16 protein-coding genes are annotated in these 17,127 nt (G+C 64.3%); 8 read left to right on the top strand and 8 right to left on the bottom strand.

What is annotated here, in order from left to right; all coding sequences use genetic code 11:
* Positions 1–68 precede the first annotated feature (68 nt).
* Positions 69–1,352 (top strand): phosphoribosylamine--glycine ligase, encoded by a 1,284-nt coding sequence (gene purD / locus DVK07_RS03665; protein WP_121595788.1) that lies wholly within the window; start codon positions 69–71, stop codon positions 1,350–1,352.
* A 201-nt stretch (positions 1,353–1,553) separates the two neighbouring features.
* Here purD and DVK07_RS03660 read toward each other — a convergent pair whose 3' ends face one another.
* Together DVK07_RS03660 and DVK07_RS03655 are read right to left on the bottom strand one after the other, a co-directional pair.
* Complete coding sequence (locus tag DVK07_RS03660; protein WP_121595787.1) at positions 1,554–2,981, bottom strand: hypothetical protein; 1,428 nt, start codon at positions 2,979–2,981, stop codon at positions 1,554–1,556.
* A gap of 15 nt (positions 2,982–2,996) precedes the next feature.
* The gene (locus DVK07_RS03655) at positions 2,997–4,550 is read right to left on the bottom strand and encodes an Hsp70 family protein (protein WP_121595786.1); all 1,554 of its coding nucleotides are present in this window, start codon (positions 4,548–4,550) and stop codon (positions 2,997–2,999) included.
* Positions 4,551–5,305: 755 nt separating this feature from the next.
* Here DVK07_RS03655 and DVK07_RS24310 point away from each other — a divergent pair.
* Complete coding sequence (locus DVK07_RS24310) at positions 5,306–6,010, top strand: HNH endonuclease (RefSeq protein WP_121595785.1); 705 nt, start codon at positions 5,306–5,308, stop codon at positions 6,008–6,010.
* 98 nt (positions 6,011–6,108) lie between these two features.
* On the top strand, positions 6,109–6,657 hold the full coding sequence (locus DVK07_RS03645) for a DapH/DapD/GlmU-related protein (RefSeq protein WP_121595784.1): 549 nt from the start codon (positions 6,109–6,111) through the stop codon (positions 6,655–6,657).
* Here the strand turns inward: DVK07_RS03645 and DVK07_RS03640 are convergent.
* Positions 6,654–7,013, bottom strand: coding sequence for a DUF5798 family protein (locus DVK07_RS03640; protein WP_121595783.1), 360 nt, complete (start codon positions 7,011–7,013; stop codon positions 6,654–6,656). The genes DVK07_RS03645 and DVK07_RS03640 overlap by 4 nt on opposite strands.
* A gap of 148 nt (positions 7,014–7,161) precedes the next feature.
* Here DVK07_RS03640 and surE point away from each other — a divergent pair, with 148 nt between their 5' ends.
* Entirely contained in the window at positions 7,162–7,956 is a 795-nt protein-coding gene (gene surE, locus DVK07_RS03635) for a 5'/3'-nucleotidase SurE (protein ID WP_121595782.1), read from the top strand.
* A gap of 48 nt (positions 7,957–8,004) precedes the next feature.
* Here surE and DVK07_RS03630 read toward each other — a convergent pair whose 3' ends face one another.
* Complete coding sequence (locus DVK07_RS03630; RefSeq protein WP_121595781.1) at positions 8,005–8,712, bottom strand: nucleotide exchange factor GrpE; 708 nt, start codon at positions 8,710–8,712, stop codon at positions 8,005–8,007.
* 74 nt (positions 8,713–8,786) lie between these two features.
* The gene (locus DVK07_RS03625; RefSeq protein WP_121595780.1) at positions 8,787–10,310 is read right to left on the bottom strand and encodes a trehalase family glycosidase; all 1,524 of its coding nucleotides are present in this window, start codon (positions 10,308–10,310) and stop codon (positions 8,787–8,789) included.
* A gap of 156 nt (positions 10,311–10,466) precedes the next feature.
* On the opposite strand from DVK07_RS03625, the gene DVK07_RS03620 reads away from it, so the two are divergent.
* Genes DVK07_RS03620 through DVK07_RS03610 form a run of 3 tightly spaced genes read left to right on the top strand, consistent with a single transcriptional unit; the run spans position 10,467 to position 13,476 of the window.
* Entirely contained in the window at positions 10,467–11,516 is a 1,050-nt protein-coding gene (locus DVK07_RS03620; RefSeq protein WP_121595779.1) for an ABC transporter ATP-binding protein, read from the top strand.
* Between the two features lie 4 nt (positions 11,517–11,520).
* Positions 11,521–12,459 (top strand): carbohydrate ABC transporter permease, encoded by a 939-nt coding sequence (locus DVK07_RS03615; RefSeq protein ID WP_121595778.1) that lies wholly within the window; start codon positions 11,521–11,523, stop codon positions 12,457–12,459.
* 6 nt (positions 12,460–12,465) lie between these two features.
* Positions 12,466–13,476, top strand: a complete 1,011-nt coding sequence (locus tag DVK07_RS03610) for a carbohydrate ABC transporter permease (protein WP_086220456.1) — start codon at positions 12,466–12,468, stop codon at positions 13,474–13,476.
* Positions 13,477–13,529: 53 nt separating this feature from the next.
* On the opposite strand, the gene DVK07_RS03605 is transcribed toward DVK07_RS03610, so the two are convergent.
* The 3 genes from DVK07_RS03605 to DVK07_RS03595 all read right to left on the bottom strand — a co-directional run bounded on the left by DVK07_RS03605 (position 13,530) and on the right by DVK07_RS03595 (position 15,495).
* Complete coding sequence (locus tag DVK07_RS03605) at positions 13,530–13,847, bottom strand: RPA12/RPB9/RPC11 RNA polymerase family protein (protein ID WP_121595777.1); 318 nt, start codon at positions 13,845–13,847, stop codon at positions 13,530–13,532.
* An 83-nt stretch (positions 13,848–13,930) separates the two neighbouring features.
* The gene (locus DVK07_RS03600) at positions 13,931–14,236 is read right to left on the bottom strand and encodes a hypothetical protein (protein WP_121595776.1); all 306 of its coding nucleotides are present in this window, start codon (positions 14,234–14,236) and stop codon (positions 13,931–13,933) included.
* Positions 14,237–14,238: 2 nt separating this feature from the next.
* Positions 14,239–15,495, bottom strand: coding sequence for an ABC transporter substrate-binding protein (locus tag DVK07_RS03595; RefSeq protein WP_121595920.1), 1,257 nt, complete (start codon positions 15,493–15,495; stop codon positions 14,239–14,241).
* A 193-nt stretch (positions 15,496–15,688) separates the two neighbouring features.
* On the opposite strand from DVK07_RS03595, the gene DVK07_RS03590 reads away from it, so the two are divergent.
* Complete coding sequence (locus DVK07_RS03590) at positions 15,689–17,044, top strand: sulfatase (RefSeq protein WP_121595775.1); 1,356 nt, start codon at positions 15,689–15,691, stop codon at positions 17,042–17,044.
* Positions 17,045–17,127 lie beyond the last annotated feature (83 nt).

Genomic DNA, 17,127 nt, shown 5'->3' with positions numbered 1-17,127 from the left:
CACAAACACGCATATATCTGGCCGAGAAGAGAGTAAGGTTTACACTACCGTGCGGACACCCGTCGGGCATGACGGAGACCGTACTCCTGGTGGGGGGCGGCGGCCGCGAACACGCGATCGCCCGCGCCGTGGCGGACGACTGCGCGCTGTACGCCTGCGCGAGCGTCCGGAACCCGGGGATCCGACGACTCGCCGAGGGCTTCGAGACGATCGACGAGACCGACGCCGCCGCGGTCGCCGACTACGCGACCGCGGTCGGCGCGGACCTCGCGGTCATCGGGCCGGAGTCGGCGCTGGAGGCCGGGGTCGCGGACGCGCTCGACGACGCCGGCGTCTACGCGTTCGGCCCGCGGGCGGAGGAGGCGCGCTTGGAGACGGACAAGGCGTACCAGCGGGAGTTCATGGAGGAGCACGCGATCCCGGGCTGCCCGGACTACGCGGTGTTCGACGACATGACGGCGGCCTGTGAGTACATCGACGAGTACGGCGGCGACCTCGCGGTCAAGCCCGCCGGCCTCACCGGGGGGAAGGGCGTGAAGGTCATCGGCGACCAGGTGACCGCGGAAGAGGCGAAGGCGTACCTCCGCGACTCCGACTACGACCGCGTCGTCTTGGAGGAGCGCCTCGTCGGCGAGGAGTTCACGATCCAGGCGTTCGTCGCGAACGGCGACGTGCGGACGACGCCCGCGGTCCAGGACCACAAGCGCGCCTACGAGGGCGACGAGGGGCCGAACACGGGCGGGATGGGGTCGTACTCCGACACGGGCCTCTCGCTCCCGTTCATGCGCGAGGGCGACTACGAGGCCGCCGTCGACGTGCTGGAGGCGGTCGTCGACGCGCTCCCCGACTACAAGGGCGTCCTCTACGGCCAGTTCATGCTCACCGACGAGGGGCCGAAGGTCGTCGAGTTCAACGCGCGGTTCGGCGACCCCGAGGCGATGAACACGCTGCCCGTCCTCGACACGCCGTTCGTCGACGTCCTCGCTGCCGCGCGCGACGGAGAGCCGCTCCCCGAGCTCGCCTTCTCGGGCGAGGCGACCGTCTGTAAGTACGCGGTGCCGGACGGCTACCCGACCGACCCCGACGCGGGCGCCGAGATCGCGGTCGACGAGGAGAGCGCCGGCGACGCCCTCCTCTACTACGCGAGCGTCGACGAGCGCGACGGCCGCCTGTACACGACCACGTCGCGCGCGTTCGCCGTCGTCGGCCGCGGCGACTCCATCGCGGCCGCCGAGGCGCAGGCCGAGGACGCGCTGGCGGCCGCGGGCGACCGCGTCCGCATCCGCCACGACATCGGGAAGGAGGGTCTGCTCGACCGGCGAGTCGAACACATGGACAGGATCCGCGACTGAGCGGGACCGAAACGTCTTCCTGACGCGCGTTTCTCTCGGGTGTTCTCGATCCGGCGGGAGAAATCCGCCGTTCGCAGCACTAACGAGAGCAGATCTCTCGTTCGCACACCGAAACACGAGGCATTCCAGAAACGCGCGCGAGTAGTATTGGGGACACGATCTGAAAATGTGGATGAGAAGTCCCCGTATCCTAAAGGCTACTCACCCTGTGAGCGTTGCGAACACGAAGAGGAGAACACTACCCGCGATAACGGTCGTGTCAGTCGTGAGTACCCCATATATCAACCCGACTATGCTGATAAGTAATAGAATGACGTTTAACGGCTTCACGGACTCATCGTCTTCGTCTTTATTCTCGTCTTCGTCTTTATTCTCGTCTTCGTCTTTATTCTCGTCCTCCTCCGGATCGGCTATTTCAAACGATACGCTCGCCTCGTCGTCATCCGTTTTTATATAATACTTTTGTCTACCGGGACCGGCCCCTTCGGGAACGGTGTTAGCGAATCTGATCTTCCGTGCCGCTCCTCCGCTGAGTTCATGTGAGTCCCGTGTGGCGACTCCGTGCTCGTTTTCGAGAACGACGTTCTGCTGACCGGAGAGCTCACCAGTATTCACGATACTAGCAACAAACTCCACGTCTTGCCCCGGACTCACCTTCTCTCCGTTTAGTTTCACCCTGCTAATTTCGAAATATGCCGGCTCTGCTTCGGAGTTAGCGAGGTCAACCACGACCTGGCGAGAGTCGTCGTATGACATTCGTAGTCGCCTTCCGTCGTTCTCAATGTGATAAAATATGTCGTCAGCAGGACTATACGTTTCCTGAGATATCACGGACCCAGTATGTAGGTTTAGAAATATATCTCCATCCGGGTAGAAGTCGTTAATATACAGCCGCATCTTGTCGTCGTTCTCCCACAGCTCGACGTTCGCGGATCCCACACCTGTCGTGTTACTAACCGTCGGTTCGTTTACTACCAGATCGCTTTCAAGTGTGGGTTTTTCTGCTTCACCCGACAAGGAAACCTTCAGTTGTACGTCTCCCGTGTCTAGATAGAGTTCGTCCTCACTAATAATATTATATTCGATATCTTCAATGATAATATAATCATTCGTATAGAACGTACCGGTTTCGAGATCCAAGTAGATGCTCTCCTCAGGATATACGTTGTTGAAATAGAGGCGTTTTCCTTTCTTTGTCCAGAGACTCACGTACATGGATGCCATCGGTTTTCCATCGGCCCACGAGATCGTCGGGTCCTCTATCTCAAGGTGCTCCCAAGGGGACTCCTCCTCGATAATAACGTCATCTGTAGACTCGCCATCGTGTTGCCGTACCAGCTTAGTGACGGCGGCTGGGTCCGCTCCTCTACTATCCCACTTGTTATATAATTCTACAGCAACCTCATCCTCGAACGATTCGGAGAACCGGTCATATGCTTCCCTCGTTTCCACGTGGCTAAGTGCCTCTCTCGCTTCACGTATCGGCAGGAACTTGTCTCTGTCACCCTCCGCATACCGTTTGAAAGCGAGTTTACCCGCCTTGTTGATCACGCTCTCGTCCGCCGATTCGGGAATACCTAATCGTGTGTAGAATCCGGTCGCTTCCGGATCGAAATCGTAACTCTGCATTGATGTGTGTCTGATTCAGTCCTTAACCGTCGGCAACGTTGACCGCATCTCTTCTACATTACTCTCGCTATGGCGACCCACACCTTCAAAAACAGCGTCGATACTGTTCCCGGATAGTAGATCCTCCGCTTCGACTTCCAGCGTCCCGTCCTTGTCAAATATAAACGTGACCGCAAGCGATGTTTCAGACGGGTCACGTGGTGGAATCGGCTTGTTTTTACCTAAAACGACATCTCCGATCAGATCGTTGTCTTCGGCCATCTCTGATTCGCCCTCCCTGATCGGGAAACGAACGGTCGTTTGGTCGTCCCTGATCGTGGAATACTGTTCTTTACGCGTCTCTACGGGCATGGCTTCGTTCGTTTCGATGACGGGAGACATGCGGCCGTCATTTAATTCGACACCCAACGTTTTGGGAACGACGTCAATGATGTCCGCGGCACCAACGCCGGTTTCTCCGTTTTCAGCCACACCGACATCAACTTCGTCCGCGAGTATACCAGCTTGAATGGCGGCACCACGGGCGACGGATCTGTCCGGGCTGATCTCTTGTGAAGGCGCTTGTCCGAAATAGTTCTCAACGAACTCGTGAACCTGTTTCATTCGAGAGGACCCACCGATCAGCAGAACCGTATCTACTTCCTCCGGATCGTACTCCGAAGTTTCAAATAGCCTGTCCATCGGCTCTCGGGTTCTTTCTATCAGCTCTTTCGACATCTCATTGAACTCTTCTCGTGCCAGCTCCGCTTCGAAATTGTAGCCCTCAAGGAGGAACGGAATACTGATCTTTGTCTCCGATTTTGAGGAGAGGGTGTGTTTTGCCTCCCTAGCTGCCTTATTGATCCGTTCCATTACTTCTGGGCTTTCGGTCGGATCCTGATCGGACTCGTTTTCGGCCTTGTGTGTGATCCAGTCCGCTATCGTTTCGGTCCAGTCTTTTCCTCCGAGAGAGTTTATCCCGTCCGTCTGCTTTGTTTCATAGAAATTGATGTCGTAATCGACCTCGACAAGCGATGCGTCGAACGTCCCTCCGCCGAGATCGTAAACGAAGACCAACTCGTCTCCACCCTCGCCGAGTTTTCCCTTCTGATATCCGTATGCGAGACAGGCCGCACTCGGCTCGGGGAGGAGGCGGTCTATTTCGAGACCCGCGATATCCCCCGCAGATTTCGTTGCTGACCGTTCGGCTTCTCCGAAGTATGCTGGAACGGTGATAACCGCGTTCGATATCGTTCTATCAAGCCGTGCTTCAGCGTCGTTAACCACTTTTTTCAGGGTAAGTGCTGAGATCTCTTCCGGTAGGTATTCTTCGCCATCTATGCGAAGAGGCTCCTGGTCACCCATCTTTCGCTTTATTTCTCGCACGGTTCTCTCGGGGTACTGTGCTGCCGAGTTCGCTGCTTCGCTTCCAACGATCGCCTCCGTACTTTCATCGATCTGGACGACGCTCGGGGTAAGATACTCCCCCTCCATGTTTTCGACTAGTTCCGGCTCCTCGTTGATCACGGTAGCGAGGGCGGATCGAGTCGTCCCGAGATCAATACCGACTGGCTTATAACGGCTAGACATACGACTTGATACTATTCTGAGAATATAAATAGCTGTGCTTCGCGTCAGTGATCAATTGAAATGAAGAAAACGCACGACTGAAGCTGGTTCAAAACGGAGATTTTGATTAATTCATTACTTATCCAATTTGTCAGATAACGTAATAATTTCACAATGTATAAAAGAAACGCGATTTTGGCTACTTCGTGCCTCGGCTGAAGAGGAAACGCGGTCGCGGTGGTACGGAGAGATTGCGGTACGCGGTATACACACCAGTCTCGGAGAGTGTCGATCCGGTACGGATCGACACTCTCCGAAATCACATCTGTAGTGACACGAAGAATCGTGTCATGAGACCACAGTAGCGTTGCTGAGCGTCCTCGTCCATAGCTCCTCGGTCCACGACCCGTGCTTCCGCTGTGAGCAGATCCCGTCTTCGCGGGAGCGAACGAATTGGCACCGAGGACGCCGATAATGATAGATACCGTCTTGACAAAACGCTTGCTTGGAGCAATTCATAATTGGACTTACATTAACTCGCCGACCGTATCCTTCGGAAAACATACATATGCGAAGTAGAATACGTATATAATAATCAAATATGTTAGTACAATAGGGACTCTCCACCCCGATATAATTAACAGCCGCTACACATCTCTATAGAGTATGGATACGAGATACACGCCATCCGAAACACGTCGATACGGTATACGTCCAGAAAGAAAGGGAATCCTCGAACTCGACGACGAAACGAGTCTGCCGTGTCAACACGAATAATGACTCGCAAAAATGATTCGGACGACATGGAGTCGAATGGTCCGCGTAGCGAGTCCTCGTCGGCCCCGAACGAACGGCAAACGGACGGGTCATTCTCGATTGAGGGTATCTCGGTTACGGCAGCATCGACGGATCGCCCGGGAGCATACGAATACGAGGACCTCAAGCGTGGTTCGGATACGAGTACGTTACTAACACACGCAGTTTTCTGGCCGATCTATTTATTAGTCGCTTTTCCGATACAGTATCTGATTCGGATCCTCCTTTGGGGTTTCTGGAGGAAAAGACACGTCTGGCATGTCCCTACTCGTCTCCAGATACTCTTTCGAGAAGCCACTGAGAACCTCCACAAACTCCGGTTTTTATTAAACCCGGATAGACGAGCGGTCTACCTCCGAGCATCCAGGGTGTACACACCGGCACAAGTATTTCCACATATCGCTGGGACGAAGCCGATCCCAGAGGATCCCAGTTCCAAACGCCAACGAAAGTCCGGTCGTTGGGATCGGCTTCGCAAACAGGTGTACGAACGTGACGAGTATACCTGTGTGAACTGTGGTGCTGAAGGTGGACCGAACGGCAGCACGGAATTGCACGCCGACCACGTTCTTCCGTCGTCGCGGGACGGCTCCGATACCTCACGAAACTTGCGTACATTGTGTCGAGAATGTCACGAAGCCAGACATGCCCGCAATTTCGACTGAATAACGCATCCGGCGGAACCATTTTCAAAGGTCAAATCTCGGCCGGACTCAGACGAAGTTGAGCGACCCTTATATCCCTGCCCCGTCAATCGAGGTCCGTGAGAGACGAGGGAACGAACGGAGACGGAGGATCGGCGGATCGACGTGGCCGACTGGAACGTCACCCGACCAGCGGCGTGCGGAACTCCCTGTGGTCGTGGCCGGACGCGAAGTCGCCGCTCGCGGTGGTCCGCAACTACGTCGTGATCGTCCTCGCGCGGATCTGTCCGAGCCTCCGACTGAAGAACTGGCTGCTGCGGCGGATCGGCGTCACGGTCGGGACCGGCGTCGCGTGGGGACTGGAGTCGACGCCGGACGTGTTCTGGCCCGAGCGGATCGCCGTCGGCGACGACGCGATAATCGGGTACGACGCCACCCTACTCTGCCACGAATTCCTCCACGAGGAGTACCGGCTCGGCGACGTCGTCGTCGAGGATCAGGCGATGATCGGCGCGGGTGCCATAGTCCTTCCCGGCGTCACCGTCGGCGAGGGGGCGCGCGTCGCCGCGAACTCGCTCGTCGCGGAGGACGTGCCGCCGGGCGCGACCGTCGCGGGCGTGCCCGCGGAGGTCGTCTCACAGGCCGAGGCGGCCCCGAGCAACGATTAAGCGGCGTCCTCGTCGCTCGCATCGGGGTCGGCGGTCGCGACCGGGTCGGCGTCCGCGTCGTCGGCGGCGTCCGAATCGTCCTCGGCGTCCTCGGCGGCCGCCGACTCCTCGGCGTCGGTGATGTGCGCCTCGGTGCTCACGCGCTCCAAGTCGACTCCGACCTCCTCGGCGACCGCGTCGAGGACGGCCCGCTGTTCGGCCATCTCGTTTTCGAGCGTCTTCACGCGCTCGGAGGTGTCTATCACCGTCTCCTGCGTCTCGTCGACCTCGTCGCGCAGCTCGCTGATCTTCTTGTAGGTGCGCTCCGCGCGGTCGGCGAGCGTCTGGATCTTCTTGGCGGTGTCCCCGAATCCCATACCGACGCGTCGGTCCGGCGATACGTGTGCTTTTCCGTTCGGTCCGGCGTCCGCGGCCGCCTCGGTGCGGGCGCGCCTCCGGCCGCTTCGGTGCCGTCGTGCCGCCGACCGACGGTGGACTTTTGCCCGACTCGCCCGTGATCCGGGTATGAGCGTCGACCGGATCCTGCTGACCAACGACGACGGCGTCGACGCCGCGGGGGTACGCGCGTTGTACGACGCGCTCGCGGACGAGTACGAGGTGACGGTCGTCGCGCCGGCCGACGACCAGTCCTCGGTCGGCCGCCGCCTCTCCGCGGACGTCGCGGTCGACGACCACGAGCTGGGGTACGTGGTAGACGGCACCCCCGTGGACTGCGTCGTCGCGGGGCTCGACGAGCTCGTCACGGACGCCGACGCGGTCGTCGCCGGCTGTAACGAGGGGGCGAACCTCGGCGCATACACGCTCGGTCGGTCGGGGACCGTCTCCGCGGCGGTCGAGGCGGCGTTCTTCGGCGTGCCCGCGGTGGCGACCTCGATGTACGTGCCCGGCGGCGACGACTGGTGGAAACGGGAGTTCGAGCGCGAAGACTTCGCGCACGCGGTCCGCGCGACGCGGTTCCTCTTCGACGAGGCGGCCGACGCCGGCGTGTTCGACCGCGCGGACTACCTCAACGTCAACGCGCCCATCGCGGACGCGGACCGGGCGCCGCTCCGGGTCACGACGCCCTCGACGTGGTACGGGATGCGCGCGGAGCGGAACGGCGACGGCCGCGTGGGCTTTTCCGACCCGATCTGGGGCCTGATGAACGACGGCGACGTGCCCGACCCGGTCGGGACCGACCGGCGGGCCGTCGTCGACGGCGAGGTGTCGGTCTCGCCGCTGTCGGTGCCCCACACCGCCGAACCGGACGCCGGCCTCGACGAACTGATCGACGCCTACGAGGCCGCCGTTCGGTCGTGAAAGCGGTCCCGCGACGCCCTCACTCGGCGCGCGGGCCCCTGTACCGCGCTACTCACCCTCGCCGGTGCTGACGGTCACCTTCGCCTCGCTCAGCACGCGGTCGCCCATCTCGTAGCCGGGCTCGTACACCTCGTGAATCGTGCCCTCGAGGCGGTCGCTGTCGACGCGGAGCATCACCTGGTGGCGCGCGGGGTCGACCTCCTCGCCCGGCTCGGGGTCGATCGCCTCGACGCCCTCCTCGGCGAGCACGTCGTCGAACTTCTCTAACGTCGACTCGACGCCGGGCCGGAGGTCGCTCCCCTCGTCCTGGTCGAGCGCGCGCAGGAGATCGTTGCGAACGGGGGTGAGCCGCTCGACGAGCGCCTCGGAGGCGCGCTCGCGGATGTCCTCCTGCTTCCGCTTCGCGCGCTCCTTGTAGTTGCTGAAGTCCGCCTTCACGCGGGCGAGCTTGCTCGTCAGCTCCTCGACCTCCTCGTCGCGCTCGCGGAGCGCCTCGCGGGTCTCGGCGAGGTCCGCCTCTAAGGCCGCGACCTCCCGCGCGAGCGCCTCGTCGTGTTCGGCGACGGCCGCGGCGATCGCCTCGCCGTCGCGGCGGGCGCCGGGGGCGTCTCTGCTCGACTCCCCGTCACCCGATTCGTTGCCGCCCGACTCGCCGCTCGCTCCCTCGGCGGCCGCCTCCGCCGTGCCGTTCGCTCTCGCCGCGTCGCCCTCGGCGTCGTCGGGGGACTCGACATCGACGGCGTCGTCGTCGCTCATACCCGATCGAAGTCGGTCGTCGGGGATAAGCGTTCAGAACTGCGCCGCGGCGAGTCAGCGTGCCCGGCGGAGGCCTACTCCCGCGCCGACAGCGCGGTGACGACGCCGTTCGTCCAGCCGAACCCGTACTGGGGGTCGTACTCGCCCAGATCGGCCGTTTCACCCTCCGTGCGGACGTCGTACTTCTCCGCCATGCGGCCGGTCTCCTCGAAGGAGCTCCGCGCGAGGTCGACCCAGCGGCTCGCGATCTCGTCGGCCAAGTCGTCGTGGCCGTACCGGCGCAGCCCGGTGACCGCCATCCAGTGGAGGGGGGCCCAGCCGCTCGGCGCGTCCCACTGCTCGCCGGTCGCCTCCAGCGTCGTCACCAGTCCGCCGGGGCGGAGGAAGTCGCGACGGAGCCGATCGGCGACCGCGGCCGCACGGTCGTCGGTCGCGGCGCCGGTGAAAAGCGGCGCGACGCCGGCGAGCGTGAGGCGGTCCGATCGGCGGTCGTCGACCCACGAGTGGTCGACGTAGAACTCGGCGTCCGGGTCCCAGCAGTACCGGTTGATCGCCTCGCGGCGGTCGGCGGCCAGGTCGGCGTACCGCTCGCCGGCCTCGCTCCGTCCGACCCGGGGGAGCCACTCCGCGAGGGCGGACTCCATGCCGAAGAGAACGGCGTTGAGATCGACCGGCACCAGCTCCGTCGTCCGGATGGTGGTGAGGTCGTCGCCCGCGAGCCACCGGGAGCTGAAGTCCCACCCGGACTCGCAGGCGGCCCGGACGTCGCGGAACAACTCGGGGCGGTCGTCGACGGGGACGCGCTCGGCGAGCCGCCGGTCCTCGTGGTACGACTCCGGCCGCGGGCGGGCGCGGTCGTCCCAGTAGCGGTTGAGGACCGTCCCGTCCGCGAGCCCGACGGCGCGGCGGTGGGCCGCCGGACCCTCCGCCTCGGCGACCCGACCGGACCCGTTCATCCAGAACTCGTGTTCCGTCCGGAGCGCCTCCACGTGGGGAGCGACCGCGTCGAACCCCTCGGCGCGCTCCAGCACGCGGAGCATCCGGTAGAACAGCGGGACCTGCGACCGACTGTCGTAGTACGCCCGGTTCCCCAGCGGGACGAAGCCGAAGCGGTCCAGAAGCGACGCGATGTTCCCGACCATCCCGGCGATCAGGTCGGTTCGGTCGGCCGCCGCCAGCCCCTCGGCGGTGAAGTAGCTGTCCCAGTAGTACATCTCGCGGAAGCGGCCGCCCGGGACCACGTGCGGGTTCGGGAGGGGAACGAGCGTCGATCCCGCCGGGCCGGCGTCCTCGAACGTTCGGGTCAACGTCCCCCACAGCGAGGAGACGTGGTCCTCCATCGACCGCGACGCGGCAAGGTCCGGCGACGCCGCGACCGGTTCCGGTAGCCGGAAGTGGGCCTCGACGAACGACTCTAAGTCGAAGTCGGGGCGGTCGCGTCCGGACAGGTACCGCTCGAACACGAGATCCGGGGAGACGCGCGGCTCGGCGTCGACGAACCGCTTGTCGTCGTCGTAGAGGTCCCGACGCTGGACGGTCCGAAAGAGCTCACCGGAGATCTGCGGAAAATCGGTGTAATCGAAGAGGCCGGAACTCATCTCCCCCACGTAGTGAAAGGATTGCTAAGTAATTATTGAATTGTCCGGGAAGAGAACGGATAACCCACAGCTCCGGACGTCCTCTTATCCATGGTCTATGATTAATTATAAGTGTAATAAATGACTACGGGCGGGTAGTTGATGACCCGCATTAGCATGCGATCGGTAAGCAAGTACTTCGACGGGGGTGACACGGTCGCCAACTACGAGCTGGACATGGAGGTTGACGACGGTGAGTTCGTGGTGTTCCTCGGGCCGTCCGGCTGCGGCAAGACGACCGCGCTCCGGATGATCGCGGGGCTGGAGGACCCCTCCGAGGGGGAGATATACTTCGACGACGACCGGGTCGACGGGACGCCGCCCGCCGATCGCAACGTCGCGATGGTGTTCCAGAACTACGCGCTGTACCCCCACATGACCGTCCGGGAGAACATCGAGTACCCGCTGAAGGTCAGGGGGGTCCCGCCGGAGGAACGCGACGAGCGGGTCGCGCAGGTCGCGGACCTGCTTCACATCGAAGACCAGATGGGGAGCGACCCGGGAGAGATCTCCGGGGGGCAGCGCCAGCGGACCTCGCTCGCGCGGGCGATCGTCCGCGAGCCGTCGGTGTTCCTCCTCGACGAGCCGCTCAGTAACCTCGACGCGAAGCTCCGCCTGGAGATGCGCTCCGAGCTCAAGCGGATCCAGAACGAGCTCGGGATCACGACCGTCTACGTCACGCACAACCAGGAGGAGGCGATGAGCATGGGCGACAAGATCGTCGTGCTGAACGACGGGACGATCCGGCAGGTCGCCGACCCCGAGGAGCTGTACGAGCGGCCCCGGACCACGTGGGTCGCGAAGTTCATCGGGTCGCCGCCGATGAACCTCTTCGAGGGCGAGAACCGCGACGGTCGCGTCCGGCTCGCCGAGGGCAACGCGCTCCCGATGCCGGCGGAGACGTCGTCGCAGACCGTCTCGGTCGGGGTCCGTCCCGAGGACATCGACGTGTCGACCGAGGCGCCCGACACGGACTGGACCGTGCCCGGCACGGTGAAGACGGTCGAACCGCTCGGGGAGTACGTGCTGGTCAACGTCGAGGTCGGCGGCTCCGTGGTGAACGTCAAGGTCCCGCACACCGACGCGACCGCGGGCGACCCGATCCACCTCACGTTCGACCCGACCGACGCGTACCTCTACGACGGGGACGGGGAGCTGGTGGCCTGATACCATGTCCGTCGAATCGTACCTCGAGGATCGGCTCGACCGCGACGTGGACGGGGAGAAGCTCACGGCGATCCTCGTCTTCATGCTCCCCGGCCTCACGCTGTTCGGCATCTTCTCGGTCGGGCCGATGCTGTACTCGGCGGTCGGGAGCTTCTTCACCTGGGACGGGTTCACGATCGGGCAGTTCGCCGGGTTCGAGACGTGGATCGCGACGCTCAACGACGACGCGATCATCAACTGGGACAACCTCCTCGCCCTGGAGTACCCGATGGGGGCGCTCCCGCAGAACATCATCTGGATGGTGGTCCACGTCCCGCTCAGCACCTTCCTCGGGCTCGGTCTCGCGCTGCTGTTCGCCGACCTGCGCGGCCGGAGCGTCCTCCGGTCGATGGTGTTCCTGGCGTTCACGACGCCCACCGTCGTCATCGGGCTCGTGCTGCTGTTCGTCTACGACCCGCAGGCGGGGATCTTCAACGAGCTGCTCCGGGTGATCGGGCTCGAAGGGCAGGTCCGCAACTGGACGCAGGAGCCGCAGATCGCGATCTACGCGCTCATCGCCGGCGGCGTCTGGGTCCAGACCGGGTTCAGCATGCTGCTGTACAGCTCCGCGCTCGCCGGGATCGACCCCGCGCTGCTGGAGTCCGCCCGCGTCGACGGCGCGGGGCGGTTCCGCCGGTTCAAGGACATCATCTGGCCGCTCGTCAAGCCCGTGACGGCGGTCGTCGTGATCATGAGCATGATCTGGGTGATCCGGATCTTCGCCATCGTCTACGCGGCCGGGGGGCCGTCCGGCGGCCCGGGCGGGGCGTTCTCCGTCCTCGGCCTGGAGGTGTACCAGGCCGCGTTCTCGGTCCCGATCGAGTACAGCAAGGCGATGGTCGTCGCGCTCATCGAGCTGGTGATCGCGCTCCCGATGGCGTGGTACATCGCGTCCATGGACTAACCGACAATGACTGACACACACAACCCAGACGGCTCGACCGACACGCACCGCAGCGACGATCCGACCGACGGCGGGCGGGGGACCGGCTCCGACGGCGATCCGAAGACCGACGGCGGGCGCGTGTACCACGAGCCGCCGGAGACCGCGCCGCTCTCCGACAGAGGCCTCCTCGAACGCGCCCGCGCCGCCGTCCCGAGCGCGCCCAGAGCGGTGCGGTACGCGGTCGCGATCGGCGTCGCGCTGCTGTGGCTCGTCCCGCTCGTGGGGCTGTTCATGGCCTCCGTCCGCCCGCTGGACCAGATCATTCAGGGCTGGTGGACGCTGGAGGGGATGACGGTCACCTTCGAGAACTACGCCCGCGCGTGGACGTTCCAGTCCGGCCCGATGCGGCAGGCGATGTACAACACCGCGATCGTCACGATCCCGTCGGTGCTCGCCGTGACGCTGCTCGGGACGATGGTCGCGTACCCGTTCGCCCGCTTCGACTTCCCGCTGAAGAAGTGGCTGTTCTTCCTGCTCATCGTGGTCATGGCCGCGCCGCCGGAGTTAGTGGCGATGGGCAACTACAACACGCTGCGTACCACCGGCCTGTTCGACACGTACATGGGCCTCATCTTGGTCCACATCGGCTGGGGGATGGGCTGGGTCGTCATGTTCCTCCGGAACTTCCTGCTCGGGCTCCCCGAGGAGCTGGAGGAGGCGGCGCGGATCGACGGCGCCTCGCGCTACCAGATCTTCAAGTCGATCGTGTTACCGTACTCCGCGCCGGCGCTCGTCTCGGTGGCGGTCATCCAGTTCACGTGGGTGTGGAACTCCTTCTTCTTCCCCCTCGTGTTCATGCGGTCCCGCGAGAACCAGCTCGCGCCGCAGGTGCTGCCGCTGATGAAGGGGCGCCTCCAGATCGACTGGGCGCTCGTCGCGGCCGGCTCGGTGCTGACGATGATCGTCCCGATCCTCCTGTTCGTCACCCTACAGCGGTACTACAAGCAGGGGATGGTCGCCGCGGTCGCCGACTGAGCCGACCCGGTCGCCGGTCCGTTTTCCGTCGAGAGGTTGCCCGTTTTCTCCCGTCAGGAGTCGCGCCACTTGTGGCCGCACTCGACGCAGGTGAACAGCCGAACCTCGTAGGAGCCGCCCGGCTTCGGCAGCATCTCGGAGGTGGCCCGGTCGCCGTCGCAGTCGGCCGCCGGACAGGGCTCCCGCGTCGTCTCGGCGGCGTCGCGGGTCGCGTCGGCCACGGCGGGGGGCCCGTCGTCCCGCTGTCCGTCCCGGGTCGCCATCGCCGCCTCCGCCCCTGAGTCTCGCGGCGCCTCGTTCTCGCAGGAGCGACACGCCCACGCGTCGCCCGCCGTGTGCATCATCGACCCGCACTCGTCACAGAACTTCATACGCGGTGAGTACGCTCGGCCGTCGGATATATCTGTTAACCTCCGCTCCGCGACGAGTTAAAAAAGAACCGCGATCCACCGCCTCAGTACGGCAGCACGCCGGTAACGGTGCCGAGCAGCGACGCGCCGATCGCGAGCACCTGCGCGACGAAGAAGGCCTTCGAGGAGGCCCACCCGAAGTACAGCAGCGCGATCATCGGGACCGCGCCGATCACCGCGGGCCACGTGCCCATGGTGAACAGGATGGCGAGGAGCCCGGTCGTCGCGAGGATGAGCACGTCCATCCCGAGCGAGACGAGGTTGCGCCGCCGCAGCTCCTCGGGGTCGAACATCCGCGCCAGCGACCCGCGCCGGTCGCTCCGGTCGTCCGCGGTCGACGTCGACTCCATCGTCAGTTACTCAGGGTCTCCTCGTGGGCGTCGTCGAGCGCGCCGACGATGTCTTCGGTCGGCGTGTCGGGCGAGGCCCACAGGCCCTTGAGCTGCGACCAGAACTCCTCCTGGAACGGGTTCCCGAGCGCGTCGTCGAGGTCCGGCACGACCGTCACCTCGGCGGCGAGGTCGGGCAGGTTCGCCATGACCTCGATCTCGTAGGCGTCGTCCGGGACCTGCGTGTTGGAGGCGATGAACCCCCCCTCCTCGACCCACACCTGCTGGCCCTCGGCAGAGACGAACGAGCTCAGCGCGTCGCGGGCCGCGTCGACGTTGTCCGAGTACGTCGGCACGGTGAACCAGTTGACCGACGAGGAGATGCCGTCGACGCCGGGCAGGCGGAACACGCCGAGGTCCGACGGGTCCTGGACCGCGTCCTGCGCGGGCGTGAACGAGCCCATGAAGTACAGCGGGAGGCTGTTGTCCCAGAAGTACTCGTACTGGACGCCGAAGTCGCGGGTCTGGCTGAAGTACCCCTCGTCGTGGAGCATCTTGATCTCGTCGAACGCGGTCGCGACTCGGTCGTCCGTCATGGAGGCGTCGCCGTCGATGAGCCCCTGCTGGAGCGACGCGCCGTCCTCCTGCCGCATGAAGAAGCCCTCGGTGATGTCGCTGAGGGGCCAGCCCGTGCCGTTCCCGGAGGCGATGGGCGCGTCGACGCCCTCGATCGCGGCGATGTCGTCGAGCAGCGTCATGAACTCGTCCCAGCTCTCCGGCTCGGAGAGGCCGTACTCGTCGAAGAACGACTGCCGGTACCAGAAGCCCGGCTTGAGGTCCATCTTGAACGGCGCGGCGTACACGTCGCCGTCGACGGTCACCCGCGACGGGTCGACAGCGAAGTTCTCCGCGTCCCACGCGTCGCCGACCGGCGCGAGGTGGCCGTTCTGGGCGTCCGAGATGATCCGCGCCGGCGAGGGCATCACGACGATGTCAGCGGAGGCCACGCCGGACTCGTAGTCCATGAGCGTGCCGGTGAGCAGGCTGTCGGTGTCGCGCGGGAAGTACTCCATGCTCATCTCGGTGTCCTCCTCCACGAAGCTCATCACGTTGCTGAACGACTCCTGCTCGCCGCCGGACCAGACGCCCGTGATTTCGAGGCTGTTCCCGCTCCCGCCGTCGCCGCCGTCGCTCCCGTCGGAGCCGTCGGAGCCGTCGCCGCCGTCTCCGCCGTCGCCGCCGTTACCGGAACACCCGGCGAGCGCGACGCTGCCGAGCACCGACGCGGTGCCGGTCGTCTTCAGGACGCTCCGCCGCGTAGTACAGGATCGATCATCGGACATGTCGTCCCAACCCAGTCGGCCCACTTACTTCAAATTTGCTTATTAATTACCGCTATAGTTACTAATCAGAATCGGCGGTCTCGGAACGCGATCACGGTTATTTATGAGTGTATTCCGGGTTGATGGGGGTATGACGGACAGAGCCGAACGCCCGTCCGACTCGTCTGACCGCCCGAATCTCGTCCTCGTACACTGTCACGACCTCGGACAGCACCTCGGCTGTTACGGGGCCGACGTCGACACGCCGAACATCGACCGGATCGCGGCCGACGGCGCGCGGTTAGCGAACAGCTTCTGTTCGGCCCCGCAGTGTTCGCCCAGCCGGTCCAGCATGATGACCGGCCACTACCCCCACGAGAACGGCGTCATGGGGCTCGCGCACATGGGCTGGTCACTCGGCGACGACTGGGAGACCCTCCCGAAGCGCCTCCGGGCGGCCGGGTACGAGACGGCCCTGCTCGGCTTCCAGCACGAGGTGCCCGACGAGCCCGAGCGGCTCGGCTACGAGCACGTCGACAGCGGGACGAAGCGCGCGCTCGAACTCGTCGACGTCGTCGACGACTTCTTCGCCGAGCGCGCGGACGCCGACGACCCCTTCTTCGTCTCGATCGGTATCGAGGAGCCGCACCGCCCGTTCCGCCGGGAGTACCTCTCGGAGTCGACGTACGACGCGTACGACCCCGAGGCGATCCCGCTCGACGACTTCCCGTACCTCCCGGACGCCCCCGGGGTCCGCGAGGACGTCGCCGACCTCCGGTCGGTCATCTCGGAGGTGCTCGACCCGGCGGTGGGCCGGTACCGCGAGTCCCTCGCCGACGCCGGGCTGGCCGAGGAGACGGTCTTCGTGTTCACGACCGACCACGGGCTGGCGATCCCGCGCGCGAAGGGCACCTGCTACGACCCCGGGATCGAGACCGCGCTCCTCGTCCACCAGCCGGGCGTCGTCGAGGGGGGCGACGTCCACGAGTCGCTCGTCACCAACGTCGACTTCACGCCGACGATGCTGGACCTGCTCGGCGTCGACCCGCCGACGGACGCCTCCGGCGAGTCGTTCGCGCCGCTGCTCCGGGGGGAGCCCCACGACGGCCGCGACCGGCTCTTCGCCGAGATGACGTGGCACGACCGGTACAACCCGATCCGCGCGGTCCGGACGGAGCGCTACAAGTACGTGCGAAACTTCTCGCTGCTCCCGAAGGTGTTCGTCCCGATGGACGTCGCGCCGACGGCCTCGGGCCGCGAGGTCCACGAGGAGTTCCACGTCCCGCAGCGGCCGGCGGAGGAGCTGTACGACCTCGAAGCCGACCCGAGCGAGTCCGAGAACCTCGCCTCCGACAGGAAGCCGTTCGAGGCGGCGGCCGAGGCGAGCGACCCGGACTCGGCCCACGTCGACGCCCTCGACCGACTCCGCGACGAACTGGAGGCGTGGATGGAGTCGACCGACGACCCGCTCCTCGACGGTCCCGTTCCGTACCCCGACGTGGAGTGAGGGTCTCGCGGGCCGCCGTCGACCGGAGGCGTCGCGTCGATCCGGGTCGTCGCGGACTCGGTGATTTTTAAGCACCGAAGTAG

Source organism: Halorubrum sp. Atlit-26R (genome assembly GCF_003666015.1).
In the GTDB taxonomy this organism is placed as follows: Archaea; Halobacteriota; Halobacteria; order Halobacteriales; family Haloferacaceae; genus Halorubrum.
Note: the sequence above shows the minus strand (reverse complement) of the source record. Positions and strands in the feature narration are given on the sequence as shown.

Bases quoted from the DNA above. Each gene is read 5' to 3' on its own strand.
- purD (WP_121595788.1), top strand. From the start codon at position 69: ATGACGGAGACCGTACTCCTGGTGGGGGGCGGCGGCCGCGAACACGCG.
- DVK07_RS03660 (WP_121595787.1), bottom strand. From the start codon at position 2,981: ATGCAGAGTTACGATTTCGATCCGGAAGCGACCGGATTCTACACACGA.
- DVK07_RS03655 (WP_121595786.1), bottom strand. From the start codon at position 4,550: ATGTCTAGCCGTTATAAGCCAGTCGGTATTGATCTCGGGACGACTCGA.
- DVK07_RS24310 (WP_121595785.1), top strand. From the start codon at position 5,306: ATGACTCGCAAAAATGATTCGGACGACATGGAGTCGAATGGTCCGCGT.
- DVK07_RS03640 (WP_121595783.1), bottom strand. From the start codon at position 7,013: ATGGGATTCGGGGACACCGCCAAGAAGATCCAGACGCTCGCCGACCGC.
- surE (WP_121595782.1), top strand. From the start codon at position 7,162: ATGAGCGTCGACCGGATCCTGCTGACCAACGACGACGGCGTCGACGCC.
- DVK07_RS03630 (WP_121595781.1), bottom strand. From the start codon at position 8,712: ATGAGCGACGACGACGCCGTCGATGTCGAGTCCCCCGACGACGCCGAG.
- DVK07_RS03625 (WP_121595780.1), bottom strand. From the start codon at position 10,310: ATGAGTTCCGGCCTCTTCGATTACACCGATTTTCCGCAGATCTCCGGT.
- DVK07_RS03620 (WP_121595779.1), top strand. From the start codon at position 10,467: ATGCGATCGGTAAGCAAGTACTTCGACGGGGGTGACACGGTCGCCAAC.
- DVK07_RS03615 (WP_121595778.1), top strand. From the start codon at position 11,521: ATGTCCGTCGAATCGTACCTCGAGGATCGGCTCGACCGCGACGTGGAC.
- DVK07_RS03610 (WP_086220456.1), top strand. From the start codon at position 12,466: ATGACTGACACACACAACCCAGACGGCTCGACCGACACGCACCGCAGC.
- DVK07_RS03605 (WP_121595777.1), bottom strand. From the start codon at position 13,847: ATGAAGTTCTGTGACGAGTGCGGGTCGATGATGCACACGGCGGGCGAC.
- DVK07_RS03600 (WP_121595776.1), bottom strand. From the start codon at position 14,236: ATGGAGTCGACGTCGACCGCGGACGACCGGAGCGACCGGCGCGGGTCG.
- DVK07_RS03590 (WP_121595775.1), top strand. From the start codon at position 15,689: ATGACGGACAGAGCCGAACGCCCGTCCGACTCGTCTGACCGCCCGAAT.